The 19,658-nt window shown below is 71.3% G+C and carries 14 protein-coding genes; 13 read left to right on the top strand and 1 reads right to left on the bottom strand.

The window, feature by feature from the left end; genetic code table 11:
* The first annotated feature begins 88 nt into the window (after positions 1-88).
* The 10 genes from IE195_RS05980 to IE195_RS05935 all read left to right on the top strand — a co-directional run bounded on the left by IE195_RS05980 (position 89) and on the right by IE195_RS05935 (position 16,768).
* Entirely contained in the window at positions 89-376 is a 288-nt protein-coding gene (locus IE195_RS05980) for a WhiB family transcriptional regulator (RefSeq protein ID WP_014908913.1), read from the top strand.
* 311 nt (positions 377-687) lie between these two features.
* A complete protein-coding gene (locus IE195_RS05975) occupies positions 688-4,251 on the top strand; it encodes a glycosyltransferase (protein ID WP_191268371.1) in 3,564 nt (1,187 codons plus the stop codon).
* Between the two features lie 3 nt (positions 4,252-4,254).
* Positions 4,255-5,895 carry a DUF5719 family protein gene (locus tag IE195_RS05970; RefSeq protein ID WP_191268370.1) on the top strand — a complete coding sequence of 547 codons (1,641 nt, stop codon included), beginning with the start codon at positions 4,255-4,257 and terminating at the stop codon, positions 5,893-5,895.
* A gap of 232 nt (positions 5,896-6,127) precedes the next feature.
* Entirely contained in the window at positions 6,128-6,841 is a 714-nt protein-coding gene (gene grpE / locus IE195_RS05965; RefSeq protein WP_229826096.1) for a nucleotide exchange factor GrpE, read from the top strand.
* 92 nt (positions 6,842-6,933) lie between these two features.
* On the top strand, positions 6,934-8,517 hold the full coding sequence (locus IE195_RS05960; protein WP_191268369.1) for an Hsp70 family protein: 1,584 nt from the start codon (positions 6,934-6,936) through the stop codon (positions 8,515-8,517).
* Positions 8,518-8,539: 22 nt separating this feature from the next.
* Positions 8,540-11,239: a fibronectin type III domain-containing protein gene (locus tag IE195_RS05955; protein WP_191268368.1), complete on the top strand. Its 2,700-nt coding sequence runs from the start codon at positions 8,540-8,542 to the stop codon at positions 11,237-11,239.
* Positions 11,240-11,245: 6 nt separating this feature from the next.
* On the top strand, positions 11,246-12,439 hold the full coding sequence (locus IE195_RS05950) for a hypothetical protein (RefSeq protein WP_191268367.1): 1,194 nt from the start codon (positions 11,246-11,248) through the stop codon (positions 12,437-12,439).
* A 1-nt stretch (position 12,440) separates the two neighbouring features.
* Positions 12,441-14,903 carry a GAP1-N2 domain-containing protein gene (locus tag IE195_RS05945; protein ID WP_191268366.1) on the top strand — a complete coding sequence of 821 codons (2,463 nt, stop codon included), beginning with the start codon at positions 12,441-12,443 and terminating at the stop codon, positions 14,901-14,903.
* A complete protein-coding gene (locus IE195_RS05940; protein WP_191268365.1) occupies positions 14,904-16,553 on the top strand; it encodes a TRAFAC clade GTPase domain-containing protein in 1,650 nt (549 codons plus the stop codon).
* A 5-nt stretch (positions 16,554-16,558) separates the two neighbouring features.
* Positions 16,559-16,768, top strand: a complete 210-nt coding sequence (locus IE195_RS05935; protein WP_225942328.1) for a hypothetical protein — start codon at positions 16,559-16,561, stop codon at positions 16,766-16,768.
* A gap of 57 nt (positions 16,769-16,825) precedes the next feature.
* On the opposite strand, the gene IE195_RS05930 is transcribed toward IE195_RS05935, so the two are convergent.
* The gene (locus tag IE195_RS05930; protein WP_191269005.1) at positions 16,826-17,221 is read right to left on the bottom strand and encodes a metallopeptidase family protein; all 396 of its coding nucleotides are present in this window, start codon (positions 17,219-17,221) and stop codon (positions 16,826-16,828) included.
* Between the two features lie 236 nt (positions 17,222-17,457).
* Here IE195_RS05930 and IE195_RS05925 point away from each other — a divergent pair, with 236 nt between their 5' ends.
* From IE195_RS05925 to IE195_RS05915, 3 genes are all read left to right on the top strand, one after another.
* Positions 17,458-17,856 (top strand): DUF3499 domain-containing protein, encoded by a 399-nt coding sequence (locus IE195_RS05925; RefSeq protein WP_191268363.1) that lies wholly within the window; start codon positions 17,458-17,460, stop codon positions 17,854-17,856.
* Positions 17,857-17,997: 141 nt separating this feature from the next.
* Positions 17,998-19,368 (top strand): phosphomannomutase/phosphoglucomutase, encoded by a 1,371-nt coding sequence (locus IE195_RS05920; protein ID WP_191268362.1) that lies wholly within the window; start codon positions 17,998-18,000, stop codon positions 19,366-19,368.
* Positions 19,369-19,431: 63 nt separating this feature from the next.
* On the top strand, positions 19,432-19,608 hold the full coding sequence (locus IE195_RS05915) for a Trm112 family protein (RefSeq protein WP_014911237.1): 177 nt from the start codon (positions 19,432-19,434) through the stop codon (positions 19,606-19,608).
* The last annotated feature ends 50 nt before the right edge of the window (positions 19,609-19,658 follow it).

The following is a 19,658-nucleotide window of genomic DNA, read 5'->3' as shown; positions in this document are numbered from 1 at the left end:
ACGCGTGTAATTCCAATGTGGGATTTCCACCCGACCCGGGGGATGAAAAGGGTCGGGGACATCTATTGGGGGGCTACAGGAGGTGCGCATGAGCGAGGTCATCCCGCTGGCGCACGGCTCGGACGAAGATCTGGGCTGGCAGGAACGTGCCCTGTGCGCGCAGACGGACCCGGAGGCGTTCTTCCCCGAGAAGGGCGGCTCGACCCGGGAGGCCAAGAAGGTCTGCCAGTCGTGCGAGGTCCGTGCGGAGTGCCTGGAATACGCGCTGGAGCACGACGAGCGCTTCGGCATCTGGGGGGGACTCTCCGAGCGTGAGCGCCGAAGGCTGAAGAAGGCCGCCGGGGGAGATTTCGATTTCCTGGCGGACATGCTGTAGGAGTGCGCGTCACAGCGCGCCCGGGCCACGAGCCCGGGCGCGCTTTTTTCATGTTCGGTGTACTTGAGTACTTTTCGTGCCTTTGGGCATGATTGGTGACTCATGCCTTCTGGGCGCTGAATGCTCCGATATGGTCGCCCCGGGCAGCCCCCGGCCTAATAGGTCCCCAATGGTGCGGGGTGGCGTATCGTGATGTCCCGCGCCCGCGAGTCGCGCCCGGCGCACCCCAACGCCCACCGGCCGCCCCGGCCAGCAGAACCCGGGCCCGTACGCGGGCCCGCCCCTTCTCCCGGAGAGAACCCACTACAGCCGTGCTTGACCTGGATTCCGCCCGCCACGTCGTCACCGCGGTCATCGTGTCCCACGACGGTGCGCGATGGCTGCCGGAAACGCTGTCCGCGCTCCGCGCCCAGACCAGATCCGTGCAACGGGTCGTGGCCGCCGACACCGCGAGCTCCGACGACAGCACCGACGTCCTCGCGGACCACCTCCCCTCCGACGCCGTCATCGGCCTCCCCGCCTCGACCGGCTACGGCGACGCGGTCAGGGCCGCCCTCGAACTGCCGCGGGCCGACACCGAGGTGCACGGCTTCGACGAGGACGCCACGGAGTGGATCTGGCTCATCCACGACGACCTCACCCCGGAGAAGGACACCCTCGAACAGCTCCTCACCGCCGCTGACCGGGATCCGCGCACCGCCGTCCTGGGCCCCAAGCTCCGTGACTGGTTCGACCGCCGCCTCCTGGTGGAGGCCGGTGTCACCATCGACGGCGCCGGCCGCAGGGAGACCGGGCTGGAGCAGCGGGAGTTCGACCACGGACAGCACGACGGCACCAGGCAGGTCCTGGCCGTCTCCAGCGCGGGCATGCTGGTGCGCCGCGACGTGTGGGAGCGCCTCGGCGGGTTCGACCCGGCGCTGCCCCTCTTCCGGGACGACATCGACTTCTGCTGGCGGGTGGGCGGAGCCGGCCTGAGGGTTCGCCTCGTCACCGAGGCCGTCGCCTACCACGCCGAAGCCTCGGCCCGCCGCCGCAGGAGGATCACCGCCACCCGTAACCACCCCCGCCGGGTGGACCGCAGGCACGCGGTGTTCGTGCTGCTGGCCAACCTCCCCTTCGGCGGCATGGTGTTCGCGCTGCTGCGCAACTCCGTGGGCTCACTGCTCCGCGTGATGATGTACCTGCTCATCAAACAGCCGGCCAACGCCCTGGACGAGGCCGCCGCCATCACCCTGGTCTACGGTCGGCCGTTCCGCCTGGCCCGGGCCCGGTTCCGGCGCCGCCGCGACCGCCGCCGCACCTACAGCGCCATCCGGCCGTTCCTCGCCAGGGGCGTGGCCGTGCGGCAGTTCGCCGACGCGGTCACCGGCGTCCTGACCGGTGAAAGGGTCGGCGACACCGCCGGACGCCACCAGGCGGTCACCGTGCCGCCCGGAGAGGACGACGACGGCCTCGCCGACGACTCGACGTCGTTCTTCCGGCGGGTGGTCCTCCAACCCGGGGTCCTGCTCGTCATCGGCCTGACCGTCGTCACGATCATCGCCGAACGCCGACTGCTGTTCGGCGACATGCTCGCCGGCGGCGCCCTGCCGCCGGTCACCGGCAACGCCATGGACCTGTGGAACCTGTACCTGTCCAGCCGGCCCGACAGCGGGGCGGGGGCAGGGGGCCCGGCCCCGCCCTACGTCGGGTTCCTCGCGCTGCTGTCCACCCTGGCCCTGGGCCAGCCGTGGCTCGCGGTGATGGTCATCCTGCTGGGCTGCGTCCCGCTGGCCGGGCTCACCGCCTACCTGCTCGCCAGGGAGGTGCTGCGCTTCCGCCCGGCCCGCCTGTGGATGGCCGGGGCCTACGCCCTGCTCCCCATGGCCACCGGCGCGGTGGCGCAGGGGCGGCTGGGCACCGCCCTCGTCCACGCCCTGCTGCCCGTCCTCGGCCTGCTGCTGGTCCGCATGGTCTCGATGCCGCCCAAACCCTCCAGGCGGGCCGCCTGGGGGCTGGGCCTGACACTCACCGCCACCACCGCCTTCGTCCCCCTTGTCTGGCTCCTGTGCCTGGTCACCGGGGTCCTGGTCGCGGTCGCCTTCGGCCACCTGGGGCGCCGGATCTATGTCAGCGTCGCGATCAGCCTGGCCGCGCCGGTGATCCTGCTGATGCCCTGGTCGCTGGAGCTGCTGCTGCACCCGAGCCTGTGGCTGCTGGAGGCCGGGCTGCACCGGCCCGAGCTGTCCGACCCCGGGGCGACCCCCGTCGAGTTGCTCATGCTCTCACCGGGCGGCCCCGGCACGCCCCCGTACTGGGTGACCGCGGGGTTCATCGCGGCCTCCCTGTGCTCCCTGCTTCTGCTCCGCAACCGGATGCTGGTCGCGGCGGGCTGGTGCCTGGCCCTCTTCGGGATGCTCATCGCCGTTCTGACCAGCCGGATCGTCATCGAACCCCACTTCGGCGGTCCTCCCGCCCAGGTCTGGCCCGGCGTCGCTCTGGCCTTCGCCGCGACCGCCGTGCTGCTGACGGCGGCGACGGCGGCCCGAGCCTTCGGGGACATGATCAGGGGAAAGGCTGCGCCGCAGGCGTCCGTTGAGGGTGGCGGAGGGCGACGGGTGGGCGGTGGCCTGCGAAGGTACTTCGCGCTGGGCGTGGCCGCCCTGGCGCTGGCCACCCCCGTCTCCGCAGCGGTCCTGTGGATGTGGGAGGGCGCCGACGGGCCGATCACCGCGAACGCCCCCCGCTCGGTCCCCGGGGCGCTGGAGAGCGTCAGCTCCGACGGCACCGAGCCCCGGGCGCTCATCGTCACCCCGGTCGAGGACGGTGGCGTCGACTACGTCGTGGTCCGCGGCCGTGAACCGCGGCTGGGGGAGGAGCGGGTCCTGCCCGGTCCAGGGACCCGGGCCGCCCTGGACCGGGCCGTCGCCGAGCTCGCCGCGGGCCAGGGCGGCGAACAGCTCCGCACCCTGCTCGACCACGGCGTCCAGTACGTGCTCTACCCGCGCCCGGAGCTCGGCGGCCCAGCCGACGCCACCATGGTCGACACCCTCGACGGCACCCCGGGGCTGACCAGGCAGTCCCTGTCCGACCACTACGGGCTCTGGCGGATCGCCGAACCCACCGGGGCCCTCCGGGTGGTCGCCGAGGACGGACTGGAGACCGAGGCGCTCCAGGTCGCGGGCTCCTCGGACGAGCTCACCGCCGAGGCGGCCGAGGGGCGCACCGGTCGCCGCCTGGCCCTGGCCGCTCCGGCGGACGGCGGTTGGCGCGCCACCCTCGACGGAACCGAACTGTCCCCGGTGAGCACCGAGAACGGAACCCAGGCCTGGGCCCTGCCGGTACACGGCGGTGAACTGCGCGTCTGGCACACGGACCTGGTGCACACCGCCTGGATGGCCACCCAGGGCACCCTGCTCCTGATCGTTGCGGTACTCGCCGCCCCGGGCGTGCGCACGGAGGAGGAGCGAAGGCTCATCGAGGCCACCCCGATGCCGTCGCCGCGACGCCCCCGCCGGGGGCCGCCGGCGGGGGCGTCGGGGCCCAGGCGCCGGAGCCGGGTGAACAGGGGAGCCGCGGACCCCGGCCGGGGAGAGGTTCCCGGGGGGTCCGACGGCACTGGTGGCTCCGAGGACGGACCCGAGAGCGGTCCGCAGGACCGGCAGAGCACTCCGGAACCGACCACGACCGGGTCCATCCCCGTGGTGGGCGGCAGGCGCCGTTCCAGCCGGGGCACCCGGCGGGCCGGGAGCCGCAGCAGGCAGGAACCGGGTCGCAGGCGCCGCCCCAAGGCGGACGAGGGCGAGGACCGGACCGAGGGCCGGCGCCGTGCGGGCTCGCCCCGCCAGCCCCGGGACGCATCGGACGGCACCGGCACCGACGAGTGGGAGGAGTAGGTCGTGCGACTGATCGTGGAGAACCGGTTCGCGCTGTTCGGGCTGGTCGCACTGGCCCTGCTCGCGCTGTTCGGGGTCGCGTTCGTGATCCGGCCGATCGACGCGGAGCTCGGCGTCACCGAACCGGGGACCGTCCGGCCGGAGCTGGCCGCCCGGGTCTGTCCGGCCCCGCACGAGTCGGACGACGACGGAGCGGAGAGCTCCGTGGCCGCATTCGCGCCCCGGGTCAGCCGGGACGACGAGGGCGCGCTGTGGGCCGTCCCGTTGCCCGGGGTCCCGGAGGAGGACGAGGAGGGCACCGGGGACGAGCAGGACCCGGGCTCCGACGAGGCGGTGGACGAGGAGGGCCCGGCCTCCGGTGGTGAGGCGGACGAGCGGGGCGAGCTCCTGGGCGAGGAACAGACCGAACCCGGTCGCGTCTGGCGCACCGACACCGGCGACGCGGCCGTGCCCACCGCCCTGCACGCCGAGGGCTCCCTGGCCTCCGGCCTGGACGCCGCGCAGACCACGGTCTCCTCCGACGGTGTCACCGAGGTCCGCTGCACCGAGCCCGCCATCGGCACCTGGTTCGCCCTGCCCGGCGCCGCGGACCCCGAGGGCGTGGACCTGGACGCCCTCACCGTGCACCTGGCCAACCCGGAAACCTTCCGGGCCACCGTCAGCGTGGACATCTACACCATGGAGGGCCCCTCCTACTCGCCGGAGAGCCGCGGCATCCACCTGGGCCCGGGGGAGTCGACCCGGCTCGACGTCACCGAGCTCATCCAGAGCACCAGCTCGATCGGTGTCCACGTGCGCACCAGCACGGGCCGTGTCTCCGCCGCACTGCTCGCCGAGCACTCGGCCGGCTACAGCGACTGGGTCCCGCCCACCCGGGCACCGGACGAGCGGCAGGTCGTTCCCGGGGTCCCCGGAGGCGAGGGGACCCGCCGCCTGATCGTGGCGGCCCCCGGCGACGCACCGGTCGAGGTGCGCGTGCACGTGGTGGCCGCCACGGAGGAGACGGAGCCGGAGGGGGAGGAGGCCGGTGAGGGCGACGCCTCCGGAACCGCCGGTGACCCGCTGGTCCTGCACGTGCCGCCGGCGGCCTCGGCCTGGCTGACCCTGGAGAGCGTGCTCGACGGGCGACCGGGGACGGTCGTGGTGGAGGCGGACGCCCCCGTGGTCGCCGGGGTGATCGCCGAGGACTCCGAAGCCGAAGATGACGACATGCGGGTCGTGGAGACCGCGTACGCGGCGTCCGTGGACCCCTTGCAGGGGCCGCTGGACACCACGGCCGTCATCCCGGACATGCCCGAGGGGGCTGACGTCGAGGTGGTCCTGGGCGCACTGGAGGGCGACGCCAGGGTCGTGGCGACCCCGATCGCCGCCGACGGCAGCATGGGCGACTCCGTGCGCGCCGAGGTGGCCGCGGGGACCACCCACGTCTTCGGAACCGACACCGAGGGCTGGGGAGCCCCGGCCGGGACCGACCCCGAGGACGGACACGCGGTGCGGCTGGAGCTGCTGGAGGACTCCGGCCCGGTGTACATCGCCCGGATCCTGCGCGCGGGCGGGGGCGTCAGCGTTATGCCGGTACGCCCCGCACCCGTGTACGTCGAGCTGCCGGTCGTGCGTAACAGCATGACCGGTATCGTCCCCTGACCCCGAAGCCGTCCCGGCCTCGAAACCGTCCTGGCCTCAGAGCACACCCCTTCCCGGGCCCCGGTCTCCCACGGCCGGGACCCGGGGTCCCCCAGACGGGACCCGGCCGGGCTCTCCCAGGTCCGCGGGTGTGAGTGCCGCGGGGAGCCAAGAGAATGTCCGAAACGGCTAATCCGGGTCTGACATACTTGTCGCGGATCTGATCTGAGCCGGATGCGTCTGGGAGGTTTTCGTGGGTGAATCGTCGACCGGGGGGCTTGGTGCTTCTACCACGGATGCGGATTCCGGCGCTGAGGATGTCGCGCCGGGTTTCGATGGTCCGGTGACCTCGGAAAACGATCTGGATCCCCAGGTTTCGGAAGGTCCGGTGGAGCCGTCGAAACTTCCCTCGGAGACGGCGGGCGCGGCCGAAGCCGGCGGAGGCGGAGACGGAGTCGGTGATCCCCTGGTGGGGGAAACGCCATTCGGTGAAGTGGTGACGGCGGTCGGCGGACTCGAGGAACAGGTCCGGAAATTCCACGCCCGCAGTGAGAGCCAGGAGAACATCATCCGGCAGATGCAGAGCCGGATCGAGCAACTCCAGGGAGACCAGGTCCAGGCCCTGCTGAAGCCCGTGCTGCGCAGGCTCGCGGGTCTGCACGCCCAGGCGGCCGAAGCCGCGGAACAGGCCCGTGAACGCGGAGAGAAATCCGAGAAGGACTTTGATTTCTTCATGGATTCCATCGAGGAAGCGCTCGGCCTCATCGATGTGGAATCCGTCGAAGCCGAACCCTCCGCCGAGTTCGACTCCGGGAAACACCACGCGGCCCGCGTCGTCCCCACCGACGACGCCGAAATGGACAAGCGCATTCACCGCGTCCTGCGGCAGGGATTCACCTATGCCGGAGCTGACCGGGTGTTTCTTCCGGCCCAGGTGAGCGTCTACCGTTACCAGCCGCCTCAGTAGAGTGCTTCTGTCATTGTGAACAGTCGCGGATATCGACCGCGAGCGGGGTGTGGCGGTTGCCACATGACCAATTCCGGAGAAGGAGCTTTGCGTTGAGTGACAGCGTGTACGGAATCGACCTGGGTACGACGTACTCCGCTATTGCTCGGATCAATGATCTCGGGCAGGCCGAAGTCGTCAACAACTACGACAGCAACCCGACGACACCCTCGGTGGTCTACTTCGAGGACGGGAACAACATCGTCGTCGGCGAGGAGGCCAAACGCGTGCAGCGGTCGGCCCCCGACCACGCCTGCTCGCTGATCAAGCGCCACATGGGGACGGCCTACCCCCAGGACTTCCACGGCGAGAGGTACACCCCGGAGAGCATCTCCGCGCTGATCCTCAAGGAACTGGTCAACACCGCCAACAACGAGGGCCAGCAGCAGATCAGCAAGGTCGTCATCACCGTCCCGGCCTACTTCGGGGTCAAGGAGAAGGAGGCCACCCGGCAGGCCGGGGAGATCGCCGGGCTCGAGGTGGTCGGCATCGTGACCGAGCCGGTGGCCGCCGCGCTCTCGCTCGGGATCCGCGGTGAGAACGCGGAGACGGTTCTGGTCTACGACCTGGGCGGCGGCACCTTCGACACCACGGTCATGCGCGCGGAGGCAGGCAAGGTCGAGGTCGTTGCCGTCGACGGGAACAAGACCCTGGGTGGCGCGGACTGGGACACGGCCCTCACCGGGCTGGTCGTGGAGAAGTTCATCGAGGCCGCCGGTCTGGGCGATGACAACCCCCTCCACGACGAGGACTTCGAAGCCGAGCTGACGGGGCAGGTCGAGGAGACCAAGAAGTCCCTGACCAAGCGTGAGAAGGCGACCGTCCGCTGCCGCTACAAGGACCACGACGAGAAGATCGAGGTCACGCGGAACGAGTTCGACGCCGCCACGCGCCACCTGGTCGCGCAGACCTTGGAGATCGCCCAGCGGACCGTGGCCACCGCCGAGGAGAAGAAGCCGGGGCTGACGGTCGACCGCGTGCTGCTGGTCGGCGGTTCGGCCAAGATGCCCATGATCGAGGCCGCGCTGCGCGAGGAGCTCGGCTGGGACCCTGCCCGGAGCGACTTCGACCTCGCCGTGGCCAAGGGCGCCGCCATCTACGGGCAGGCGGCGGTGGACGAGGTCCTGTCCACCGACGGCACCGAGGTGGCGGTGGCGGCGGACGCCGAACAGAAGTACTTCCTCGGCGGCGCCAAGGCCCTGAGCGTCACCAACGTCCTCTCGCGCGGTCTCGGCGTCCGGTTCCAGGACGTGGAGAAGGACGAGGAGTACATCAGCTTCCTCGTGCACGCCAACGACTCCATCCCGACCCAGCTCGACCCCCTGACGGCACTGACCCTCCAGGACAACCAGACCGCGGTCAGCATCGCGCTCTACGAGCAGGGAGGTGAGCTCGAGTCGCCGTCCCCGCAGGACAACCAGCTCCTCCAGGAGAAGTCGCTGGATATCCCGCCCATGCCCAAGGAGTCGCCGGTCGAGATCACCCTCGCCGTGACCGCCGAGGGCCTGGCCCGGGTCACGGCCTACGAGCCGACCGGCAAGCGGACCATCGACGTGGAGGCCCAGGTCTCCGTGCTCTCCCGGAACGAGGTGGAGCAGGCGGCCAAGCAGGTCTCCGGCCTCGCCCTGCGTTCCTGATACGGCCGGGCTGGAGGCAAGGGTGGCTTTCGACGCCAAGCAGTACAGGAAGAGGATCCTGATCCCGTTGGAGAAGGACAGGGACCGGCTGGCCGCGCTCCAGCAGGCCATCCGGGACTTCCAGGGGGCGGATGGGGTCACCGCTCTGGCCCGGCTGAACATGGCCGAGCTCTTCACCGTGGAACCGTCGATGGACGGGGCGGAGCTAGAGAAGCACCTCGGCAGCGTCGAGGCGGGGTTCAACAGCCCCTCGGCCAAGCGCCTGAGTTCGGCGCAGCTGCTGAAGAAGCTGCTGGAGCTGCTGCGTCAGTCCGGGGAACCCGTCGCCGACCCCGCGTTCTGGTCCGGGATGTCCAGGGCCCGGACCCAGGCCGTGCGGGCGGAGCTGGACAAGTTCGCCCGGGTCGTGGCCCAGGAGCACCCGCTGAAGGTGCTGCTGCCGGACCAGGTCGCCGAACTGGCCGCGGGCATGGGCCTGGGCGGGGCGGCTGGGAGCGACCTGGCCGACGCGCTCTCGGCCCACGGGGTGCGGATCACCGATGACTTCGAGGTCCCCGGGGTCAGGGTGCCTCCGGCGGTGCGCGTGGTGACCGACTTCCCCGAGTTCCGGACGCTGGTCGACGTGGTCACCCGGCCCGAGCAGCACGAAGGGATCCGGGTCGTCGACGAACTCGCCTTCGGCCAGCCCGAACGGGCCCTGGACCCGAAGGACGTGGCCAGCGCCAGGAAGCTGCTGCAGCAGCAGGAGGCCCGGGTCGAGGAGGGCGCCCGCCAGGCGGCCCAGAACGCGCTGGCCGCGCTGACCGAGTACGCCTCGCCCGCCGACCTGCACGCCCTGACCCTGTCCGCTCTGGCGGACACCGTGCGGGGCCTGCTGCGCCGCGGCATGCCGAAGGTCACCGTGCTGGAGGACCTGTGCAAGCTCGGCGTGGACCGGACCGACGCGGCCCGGTTGGTCACCAAGCTGTCCGCCTCCACGAAGGTCCTCAGCCCCAACGACGTCGCCGACCGGCTGGCCGACGGCGCCCTCGGCGAGGCCCGCAGACTGCTCGACAGCCTTCCCGAGCCCGAGCGCGAGGAGCGCGCCGAACGGGAGCGACTGGCCAAGCGGGTCGAGGCGGCGGAAGGGAGGAAGAGCCAGAGCGTCGCGCGCTACGACGCCGCGGTCAAGGCCGGCGACTACGCGGCCGCCGCGGCCGCCCTGCGTGAGGCTTTGACCGTCGACACCCGCGACGAGGAGCTGCGCAACCGGCTCCAGCGGCTGCCTCCTCTGCCCCCGGCGAACCTGTCGCTGCGGGTCGACGGTCAGGCGCTCGCGGTGTCCTGGAGCGCCGACGGGGAGGGGAGCGCCCGCTACTCGGTGGTGCGGACCACCCGCGGCGTCCCCGCCAACCCCCGGGACGGCGACCTCCTCGCGAAGAGTTTCGAGGGCACGCTCTTCCGTGACGAGAAGCCCCCAGTCGGCACCCGGGTGCGCTACTCGGTGTTCGCCACCCGCGACGGCGCGGTCTTCTCGGCCCCGGCCACGGGCACCTGCGAGGTCCTGCCGCCGCCGTTCGACCTGGACGCCTCGGCCGGTTCCGCGCAGGTGTCGCTCTCGTGGGGGATCTCGCAGGAGGCCCTCGGCGCGGTCGTCACGCAGACGTCCCCGGACGGCGGTCAGAAGACGTACCGTCCCACCACGCCGGGGCAGATGACCGTCACCGGGCTGACGACGGGGACCAGGTACCGGTTCTCCGTCGCGGCCGTCTACCTCACGGAGGCCGGCCAGCGGCGCGAATCGGCTGCTGTCAGCACGGACGCGACCCCGCGGGGATCCATCCGTGCGGTGGAGGACCTGCGGATCGAGTCGTCCCCGGACGGCCACCGCGCGAGTTGGCCGACCGTCTCCGGCTACTCGGTCGAGCTGTGGGCGCTGCCGGTCAACGCGCGGGTCGAACCCGGAACCCGGATCGCCCAGGCCCAGCTCACCGGGATGCGCGGCCGACGGCTGACCCTGCGCCCCGGCGGGGGCACCGCCGAGCGCAGCGTGCGCGAGTTCGACGCCCTCCCGGAGGTCCACCTCCTGGTCCCCCTGACGGTGGACGGTGACGGCGGTCTGGTCGGTACCCCGCAGATCGCCGGTTCGGCGCCACAGGTGAAGGCGCCGACCGTCGAAAGGCTGGGTGACGAGCTCCGACTCTCCTGGGAGTGGCCCCGGGGCGATCACCTCATCGAGGTCGCCTGGCAGGCGAACGGCCAGCGCAGGACCCGCCGGGTCTCGCGGACCGCCTACAACGACGGTGGCGGGGTCCGCATCCCGCATGCGGACGCGGTCGGCGACCTCGCCCTGGCCACGGTGGTACGCGCCGGAGGCCGGGAGTGGGCGTCCGCCGCCGTCGCGGTCCCGCTGGGCGGGACCGTGCCCAAGGTGAGCTACACCCTCGAGGTCAAACGGTCCTGGGTGGGCGGGAAGGGCACCGCCAGGATAACCGTCCGGTCCCCGGAGTTCCGCGGGAGGGTCCCGGTCCTCACCGTGCTCAAGGAAGCCAAGTTCATGCCGGGAGGCCCCTCCGACGGAACGGTTGTGGACCGCCGCGAACTGGACTTCACCGACCAGAGCTCCCTCACGTTCGAGATCAGGATGGGAAAAGTCGTCACACCGTTCTGGGTGCGGCTCTTCGCCGAACCGGGCAGCGGAGCCCGGCTCCAGGATCCCCCGACAAGCCAGATGCGAGGCTGAGGCGCAGTGCTTTTCTCAACGACGGCCCCGTGCCCGTACTGCTACACCGAGATCAACCCCCGGAAACTGGCCTACCGTTGCTCCGGTCGGCACGCGGCCGGTAGGACCCCCTGCGAGAAGAAGGTCGACCAGGCACGCAGCAGGCACTTCAACGACACCAACGGGTACTGGCCCGTCATCGGGTCCGAGCGGACCGGGTTGCCCAAACTCGGCTCCTCCGGCAACTGCGAGGGCTGCGGCTCCGAGCCCGGTCCGCCGGTGTGCCCGGAGTGCCATTCGCTCCTGCCCTCCGAGTACGGCGCTGACTCGGCCCTCTTCGGCATGGTCGGCGTCCGAGGGTCGGGAAAGACCGTCATGCTCTCGGTCCTGGACTCCGAACTCCAGAACTCCGTCGCCGACCGCTTCGACGCGGCCATCGACGCCCCGGGCGGCAAGTCCGGGCTCACCAAGGACCTACGGGCCTACCACCAGCTCATGAGCGAGGGCAGCGGGACCGTCCCCGGGCAGACACAGGAGAACCGCAGCGGACGCAAGGAACCCGCGGTCTACTCGTGGCGGTACACCAAGAAGGGCGCTCTGGGGACCTCCCGGACCGCCTCCACGGTCTTCTCCTTCTACGACAACGCCGGTGAGGACTTCGCGACCACCGACGCCGCCATGACCCAGCGCTACCTGGGCGCCACCTCCGGGGTCATCCTGCTGCTCGATCCGTTCGGGTTCCCGGCGAACCGCGAACGGGCGGTGGACAAGGGCGCGGGCTTCATGGAGACCGGTCCCGAGGAGGTGGTCGACGCCATCACCTCCGTCCTGCGCGCGACCGGAAACGTCAAACGCACCAAGAAGATCAAGCAGCCCATCGCGGTGGTGGTGTCCAAGATCGACGCCTTCTTCGACCAGATCGACGAGGGGCACCCGCTGCGCAGCCCCTCGTCCCAGCGGCCGATGTTCGACGAGACGGAAGGGCAGACGGTGCACGACCACGTGGGCCTACTGATCCAGCAGTGGGGAGGGGCCGGACTCATCCGCAAACTCGAGCACAACTACACCAGTTTCCGCCTCTTCGGGGCCTCGGCCCTGGGAGCCGAACCGGACTACGCCTCCCAGCGCGTGAACCAGCGAGGCCTGCTGCCCCACCGCGTCGCCGAGCCGCTGCTCTGGCTCATGGCCATACGCGGCTTCATTCCGTCGACGGGAGCGTGAGATGGCCTTCGAGACAGCGACCTACACCGACGTCACGGCCGGTGAGGCGATCGACGGCGTCGACGGATTCAACTTCCAGGCGGTCTCCGCCGGCCTGACCGGGGTGGACCAGCAGCGCATCCGGGAGGGGCTGCTCCACCGGGTGGTCCCCACCTGGGCGCTGGGACACGACGCCCTCGACCACCCGCCCACCTGCGCCTTCGAGGTCAGGGACGGGCGCAGCTACCTCGCGCGCGGCAGGTCCACCGGCGTCACCAACAGCGGCCGCCCCGGGAACCAGGTCACCCAGGTCATCGCCACCTCCGACCCCGACGACTTCGTTCCCTACCGCCCCGCCCAGCTCTACGGGGCCCTCCAGTGGAACCTGGAGAAGGCCTCCGGGCCGGAGCCCGCACCATGGGTGACTCCGCTGGAGGTCCGCCCCGAGTTCGAGGTGGACGCCCTCCAGGAGATGGTCGGCGGCGACGAGTGGGCGGCGCGGGTCCTTCCGCAGTACCTGACGATGATCGACGCCTCCCTCGGCTCCGCACCGACCAAGACGGTGCTGTTGCACACCGACCTCGACGAGGTGATGCGGTGGATCGCGCTGGGCACGCTCTTCGTGGAGTCCGAACGCGCCCGGACCCTCCAGTTCCGGGCACTCGTGGACGACCCCTGGCGGGTCGACGCCGCCCTGGTCGGGGTGAGTCCCGAGTTCGGCGCGGTCGACCTCGGCTCCGCCAACGTCCTGGACCTGGTCAACCGCTCGATCCCCGACATCGAACCCAGTGACGCCGCGCGGGCGCGGGCCGCGCTGTTCATCGAGCACGACGCCGCCGAGGCCCTGACCGCCGTGGAGGTCTCGCGGCGCTGGGAGCCGGTGCTCGGCGCGGGGTTGGCCCAGGAGGCCGCCCGACTGGTCGGCGTACCGGACTCCGGCAACGACGGGGCCCGCGCCTGGCGCACCGCGGTCTCGGCGATCGACCGGTTGGCCGAGGCGGGGCTGGAGGACGACCTGGCCCTGTACGGGGAGGAACTGAGTGAGGCGGCCGTCACCTACGGTCCGACCACCTCCGAGGAGTTCGCCCTGGCCGGGCGCGCCGTACGCAACGCGCACGGCCTGGGGCTGGACGAGGTGGCCTGCGCGGTGCTCCTGCCGGTGCTGGAGGCGCTCACCGCCGTGCCCGCGCTCGCCGGTTCCTTCGCCCGGGAACTGTCCGGTGCCCGGACTCCGGTGGAGTGGGAGTCGGCGGAGGAGCGCGCGGAGGCCGGGAAGTTCCTGGGTACCGTGCTCGCCTCGGCGCCCAAGGAGAGTCTGCCCGACCTCTTCGGCGCGGCCGGAGCGGTCGGTGCCCCGGTGACGGCGGAGTCGCGCGCCGCCGCCGCGGAGAACCTCGCGGGACTGTGGCTGACCGACCCGGAACTGGGTCGGGACAAGTGGCGGCTGTGGCTCGGCGGGCAGGAGGTGGCCGCGGCCACCGCACGCCGTCTCAGAGAGGCGTTCCACGCGAACGACGGGCGGGCCGTCGACGCCCTCCTGCGCGGCGACTGGGACTTCCTCGCGCGGGACTACGACAGCCCCGAACTGCGCGGCTGGATCGAGGCGGGGAAGATCAGCCGCCTCCCGCCCGCCGAGCGCCGTGAGAGGATCACCGCCGCTCTGTCCATGCCCGCGGAGGCGTGGCTACTGGCCCTGGACGGCTCCGAGGTGCGGGACGACCCGGCACTGTGGGCGTCGTGGGTCTCCCGTCACGGGTACACCGCTTCCCTGGTGGTCAAGCTCAGAGCGGAGCTGGAGAAGGCCAGGACACTGATGCCCGCTCTGGGCTCTGAGGTGGGGACGGCGGACTGGGGACGGCTTCTGAAGGCCCTTGAGGGCGCCCCCGAGCCCCGGCTCGCCCAACTGTCCGACGACTACGTCAGGGCCCGAGCGGTCCTCGACGCCGCGCGTTCGAAGAGCCGCGAGGAGGCGGACGAGACCCTCGAGGCGGACCTGCTCAAGGTCCGGTCGATGGCCCCGTTCCTGCTGGCCGACATCGGTCGGCAGCTGCTGCGCCCCGACGGCCGCGAGAAGGGCGACCGCGACACGGTCAGCCGCGACAGGGAGGATCGCGAGAAGGCCAAACGTGAGAGGGCCGCTCGCGACGAGGACGAGCGCGAGAGGCGGGACAAGTTGGTCAGAGCGGTCACCCCCTGGGGTCCGGCGGCGATCCAGGTCTACCTGGTGCGCCTGGCGGACCACCGCCGGGAACCGAGCGTGGTCGACCGGGCGCTGCGGTTGCTCTCCGACCCCGACCGGAAGGTGTCCGACGCGGCAGACGCGGCCCTGACCCGGATCGCCGAGTCGCAACCGGACCTGATCCGCGAAGCCAGGGGCAAGTTTCGGCTCCGCAGCGAACTGGACGGCTACCTGAGGGGACGCCTGGACAAACCGGGCGATCACCGTAGGGGGACCGGTCGGTTCAGTTGGGGAAGGGGAAGATAGATGCCGCAGCTCATAGCGATTCTGGTCCTGCTTGCTCTGGGCCTGCTCGCGGTCACCATCGTCATCTACGTCGTCGGCTTCCTCCTCTGGCTGCTCCTCGCCCTCGTCGTGCGGATCTTCGCGTGGGTGCTCGTCATCTGGCTCGGGTCCTCACTGCTGGGCCTGGTCGGCGGTGTCCTGCGGGGTGTGGTTCTGCCCCCGTTCGTCCTCGCGGGCAGGGAGGAGGAGGAACCCAGGATCGCCTCACCCGAGGCGGTGGTGGCGGGAGAGGTGCTCGGCAAGGCCCCCCGCGGGCAGGCCAGGCACTCCGGCTGGGATCACGCCTGGCCGGTCTACATCCCTTACCAGTCCAAACGGGACGCCAACGCGGTCCTCGCGGCGGCGCGGCGGATCGGCTTCGACGCCTTTCTCTCGGCCTTCGACAGGTGGTTCATCGCCGTCCTCTTCCTGCCGGTCATCACCGGTTACACCCTGGGTGTGTGGGTGTCGGTCCTGTGCTGGTACCTGATCATGCAGGTCCTCGGCGGGACCGTGCACCTCTTCCAGAAACTCGGTGTCCTGGTCTACCGCTGGTCCGGCCAGGTGGCCCAGAAACGCAGGAAGGCCGAACTCCACTGCGTCAAGTGCTACCGGGTCACGCCCATGCCCAGCTACCGGTGCGCCAACCCCCACTGCTCGACCATCCACCACGACGTGCGCCCCGGCCCCCTCGGCGTCACCCGTCGGCGGTGCGGATGCGGAACCCGGATCCCGGTGACGGTCAGCAAGGCGGCCAGACACCTGACCGCCCTCTGCCCCTTCTGCCTGGAGAACGCCCCGGACGGAAGCGGTACCAGGCGGGTCCTGGCGGTGCCGGTCATCGGCGCGGTCGGCGCGGGCAAGACCCAGTTCCTGGCCACCGGCGTGGTCGAGCTGGGCAGCCGGGTGGAGTCGCTGTCGGGTTCGCTCGCCCCGATCTCCACGGGGGCCGAGGGGTTCGTGCGCACCGCCGCCAACGCCGTCTCCACGGGCCGCAGAGTGGCCAAGACCGCCTGGGACGACCGGCCCGAAGGGGTCCCGCTCCTCCTGTCCCTGCGGGGGCGTGAGGTCGAGGTCCACCTCATGGACGCGGCGGGGGAGAACTTCGTGAGCTGGGAGCGGTCGCAGTCCCTGAGCTACATCGACACGGCCGACACCCTGCTGTTCGTCCTCGACCCCCTGGCCCTGCCCGCGGTGAGAGAGCGGCTCAGGCTCGCGGACGAGGGGGACTCGGTCCCGCTCGCCCAGGGCGACCAGGAGGACGCCTACGCCAGCGTGGCCGACCGCCTCCGGGCTGCCGGGGTGCGGCTGGACGGCAAACGCCTGGCCGTCGTCCTGACCAAACTCGACGTGCTCCGGAGGCTCCCGGACACCGGCGGCCTCGACCCCGAGGACAGCGGTTCGGTCCGGGAGTGGCTGAGGGCGAACGGGGTGCAGGGTTTCGTGCGGCGCATCGACCAGGACTTCCGGATGGTGGACTACTTCGCGGTGGACTCGCTCGGGGCCCAGGACGGCGCCGACCCGTCCCACCCCGTCCGGGTCTTCGACTGGGCCCTGCGGTCCACCGACCCGCGACTGGCCGTGCTGTCGCCGCGCGAATCCGTGCCGGCGGCTGAGGGAAAGGGTGCGTGAGAGGGATGAGAGACGGTATCCCGCTGGTCTACCGGACGTTTCGCAACTCGTGGACCGTCCTGCACGTCCTGCTCGTGCTCGCCGGGGCGGGCGCCCTGGTCTGGTGGTGGACGGAGGGCAACCTCGTGCTGCTGCTGACGGCGTTCGCGGACACCCTGCTGGCCATCCAGAACGCGGTGGGGGGTCTCGTCCGCTGGCCCTGGAGCCGCTGGTAGCCGCAGGTAGACGCCAGCACCGCCCCGGGGCGTGCTCCGGGGCGGTGACGGGAGGACTCAGCTCTCCGGGTCGACCGACTCGGGTTCCACGCCGAGCAGGTTGGCGACCTCCTCGACCACGGTCTCGTGGACCAGGAGGGCCATCTCCTCGGGGTCCTTCGTCCGGATCTCCACGGGGCGCCGGTAGACGATGATCCGTGCCCGCCCGGCGGGATCGGTCTCCAGGCGGGAGAAGGGGATCGTCTCGGACAGCTCACCGTGGGGCGGGATCGGGGGAACGTCCTCCACGAGGAAGTCGACGTTCGCGAGCTCGCGGGCCCACAACCGTTCGAGGCGTTCGACCGCGTCCAGGACGAGATCGTCGAATGCCTGTGCCCGGCTGCGGGAAACAGGTAGGTCAGAGGGCACGAGAGGACCGCGGATGCCTCGGCCGCGGCGGTCCCGGCGCCGCACTCGGTCTGGTTGGCCACTGGAAAGGCGCACTCGTCGCACACCTTGAGACTAAGCCATCACGGGCCCACAGCGTAGCCCCGGTGGCCAACCGGCGTCAGGGCCGGCTCCGGGCGGGGACACGCCGGCTCTCCCCGGAGCCGCACGACCTGCCCGGGTCAAGAACAGTCGCCCAAAAACTGTGCAGGTCATGGGACGATGCTGGCGTGTCCCTCGGTAAAGGCATACAGTCAAAAGCTGTGAGCCATGTTCGACGCTGTTCCCGCACCGCGTGCAGGCAGCCCGCCGTATTCACGCTCACGTACGTCTACGCCGACTCCACGGCCGTGCTCGGTCCGCTCGCCGCCTACGTGGAACCGCACTGTTACGACCTGTGCGCCATACACGCCGAACGGTTGACGGCGCCGCGGGGCTGGGAGGTCGTCCGGCTTCCGGTCGAGACGTCGGGGGGTGGCCCCGGCAGTGATGACCTGGAGGCCCTCGCCGACGCCGTACGTGAGGCGGCGAGGCCGCCGACGCGCCCAGAGCCGTCCCCCGGGGAGCCCGTGGGTGAAGGCCAGGAGACGCTGCGCCGCGGGCACCTGCGTGTGGTCAAGTCCGACCGCGGTGAGCAGCGGCCACCGCACCCCGAGAGCTGACGGCCCCGGCCCGACCAGGCGGGCGTGCGCCCGGCCGGTGCCCGAGGGGCGGCCCGGCGGGCTCTTGCTAGTTTTGTACGGCGCTCGATTCACAGGGCGCTGGACCGAATTCGTCGCAGAACCGACCTGGCCGGAGCAGACGTGGCTGATCTCGGAAGCATCTTCAAGGCATACGACGTACGCGGTGTGATTCCGGACACCTTCAACGCCGACATCGCCCGGGCGGTCGGCTCCGCCTTCGCCCAGGTGGTCGGCGGCCCCGCCGTCGTGGTCTCGCACGACATGCGGCCCTCCTCCCCGGAGCTCGCCCGCGCCTTCGCCGACGGTGTCCTCTCCCGGGGCGTGGACGTGGTGTTCGCCGGGCTCGGCTCCACCGACCTGCTCTACTACGGTTCGGGCTCCCTCGACCTGCCCGGCGCCATGTTCACCGCCAGCCACAACCCGGCCGAGTACAACGGCATCAAGATGTGCCGCGCGGGGGCCGCGCCGATCAGCGCCGAGACCGGCCTGGACGAGATCCGCGAACTGGCGGAGCGGAACCTGACCGACCCGGAGGCCTCCGACGGCGGCCGGGGCCCGCGCGGCACCCTCACGGAGCAGGACCTGCTGTCCGGGTACGCCGACTACCTGCGCGACCTCGTCGACCTGTCCGGCTCCCGCCCGCTCAAGGTGGTCGTGGACGCGGGCAACGGCATGGGCGGACACACGGTCCCGGCCGTCCTGGAGCAGGGGCTGCCCCTGGAGGTCGTCCCCCTCTACTTCGAACTCGACGGCACCTTCCCCAACCACCCGGCCAACCCCCTGGACCCGGACAACCTGGTCGACCTCCAGGCGAAGGTCCGGCAGAGCGGCGCCGACATCGGCCTGGCCTTCGACGGCGACGCCGACCGCTGCTTCGTCATCGACGAGCGGGGCGAGCCCGTCTCCCCGTCCGCCGTCACCGCGCTGGTCGCCGCGGAGGAGCTCAAGCGCGAACCCGGCGGCACGGTCATCCACAACCTCATCACCTCCGCCGCGGTACCCGAGATCGTGGCCGAACGGGGCGGAAAGCCCGTACGGACCCGGGTCGGCCACTCCTACATCAAGGCGACCATGGCCGAGACCGGCGCGATCTTCGGCGGGGAGCACTCCGCCCACTACTACTTCCGGGACTTCTGGAAGGCCGACACGGGTATGCTCGCGGCCATGCACGTCCTCCGGGTCCTGGGGGCGGACGACCGTCCGCTCTCGGAGATCACGGAGGAGTACTCCCGGTACGCGGCCTCCGGCGAGATCAACTCCAAGGTCGCGGACGCCCCCGGGCGCATGGCCGCGGTGCGCGCCCGGTTCGCCGACAGGGACGGGGTCACCGTCGACGAACTCGACGGTCTCAGCGTCTCCCTGCCCGGCGGGGCGTGGTTCAACCTGCGAGCCTCCAACACCGAACCGCTGCTGCGACTCAACGTGGAGGCCCCGGACGACACGGCCGTGGCGAGCCTGCGCGACGAGGTCCTGGCCATCGTCCGAAGCTAACCCGGCTCCGCGCCCGAACCGGCCATCACACGAGGCCCGGCCATCACACGAGGAACGAGAAGCATGAGCACGAAGATCGACGGCTGGCTGCTGGAGATCCTGGCCTGCCCGCAGAGCCAGGCCCCGCTGCGCCACGACCCGGAGACCGACGAACTGGTCTGTGACGAGAGCGGTCTGGCCTACCCGATCCGCGACGGGATCCCGGTCCTGCTGGTCGACGAGGCGCGGAAAATCTCCTGAGGACGGAAAAAGGTGGGGCGGGGGGTGGAACGTTCTCCCCGCCGCGGTAG

It is taken from the genome of Nocardiopsis terrae (genome assembly GCF_014651695.1).
GTDB classification, from domain to species: domain Bacteria; phylum Actinomycetota; class Actinomycetes; order Streptosporangiales; family Streptosporangiaceae; genus Nocardiopsis; species Nocardiopsis terrae.
This window is presented reverse-complemented; position numbering and strand designations above follow the sequence as displayed.

What these genes read in the sequence shown, in the direction of transcription:
- IE195_RS05980 (WP_014908913.1), top strand. Translation starts at nt 89, where the DNA reads ATGAGCGAGGTCATCCCGCTGGCGCACGGCTCGGACGAAGATCTGGGC.
- IE195_RS05935 (WP_225942328.1), top strand. Translation starts at nt 16,559, where the DNA reads ATGAGAGACGGTATCCCGCTGGTCTACCGGACGTTTCGCAACTCGTGG.
- IE195_RS05945 (WP_191268366.1), top strand. Translation starts at nt 12,441, where the DNA reads ATGGCCTTCGAGACAGCGACCTACACCGACGTCACGGCCGGTGAGGCG.
- IE195_RS05940 (WP_191268365.1), top strand. Translation starts at nt 14,904, where the DNA reads ATGCCGCAGCTCATAGCGATTCTGGTCCTGCTTGCTCTGGGCCTGCTC.
- IE195_RS05915 (WP_014911237.1), top strand. Translation starts at nt 19,432, where the DNA reads ATGAGCACGAAGATCGACGGCTGGCTGCTGGAGATCCTGGCCTGCCCG.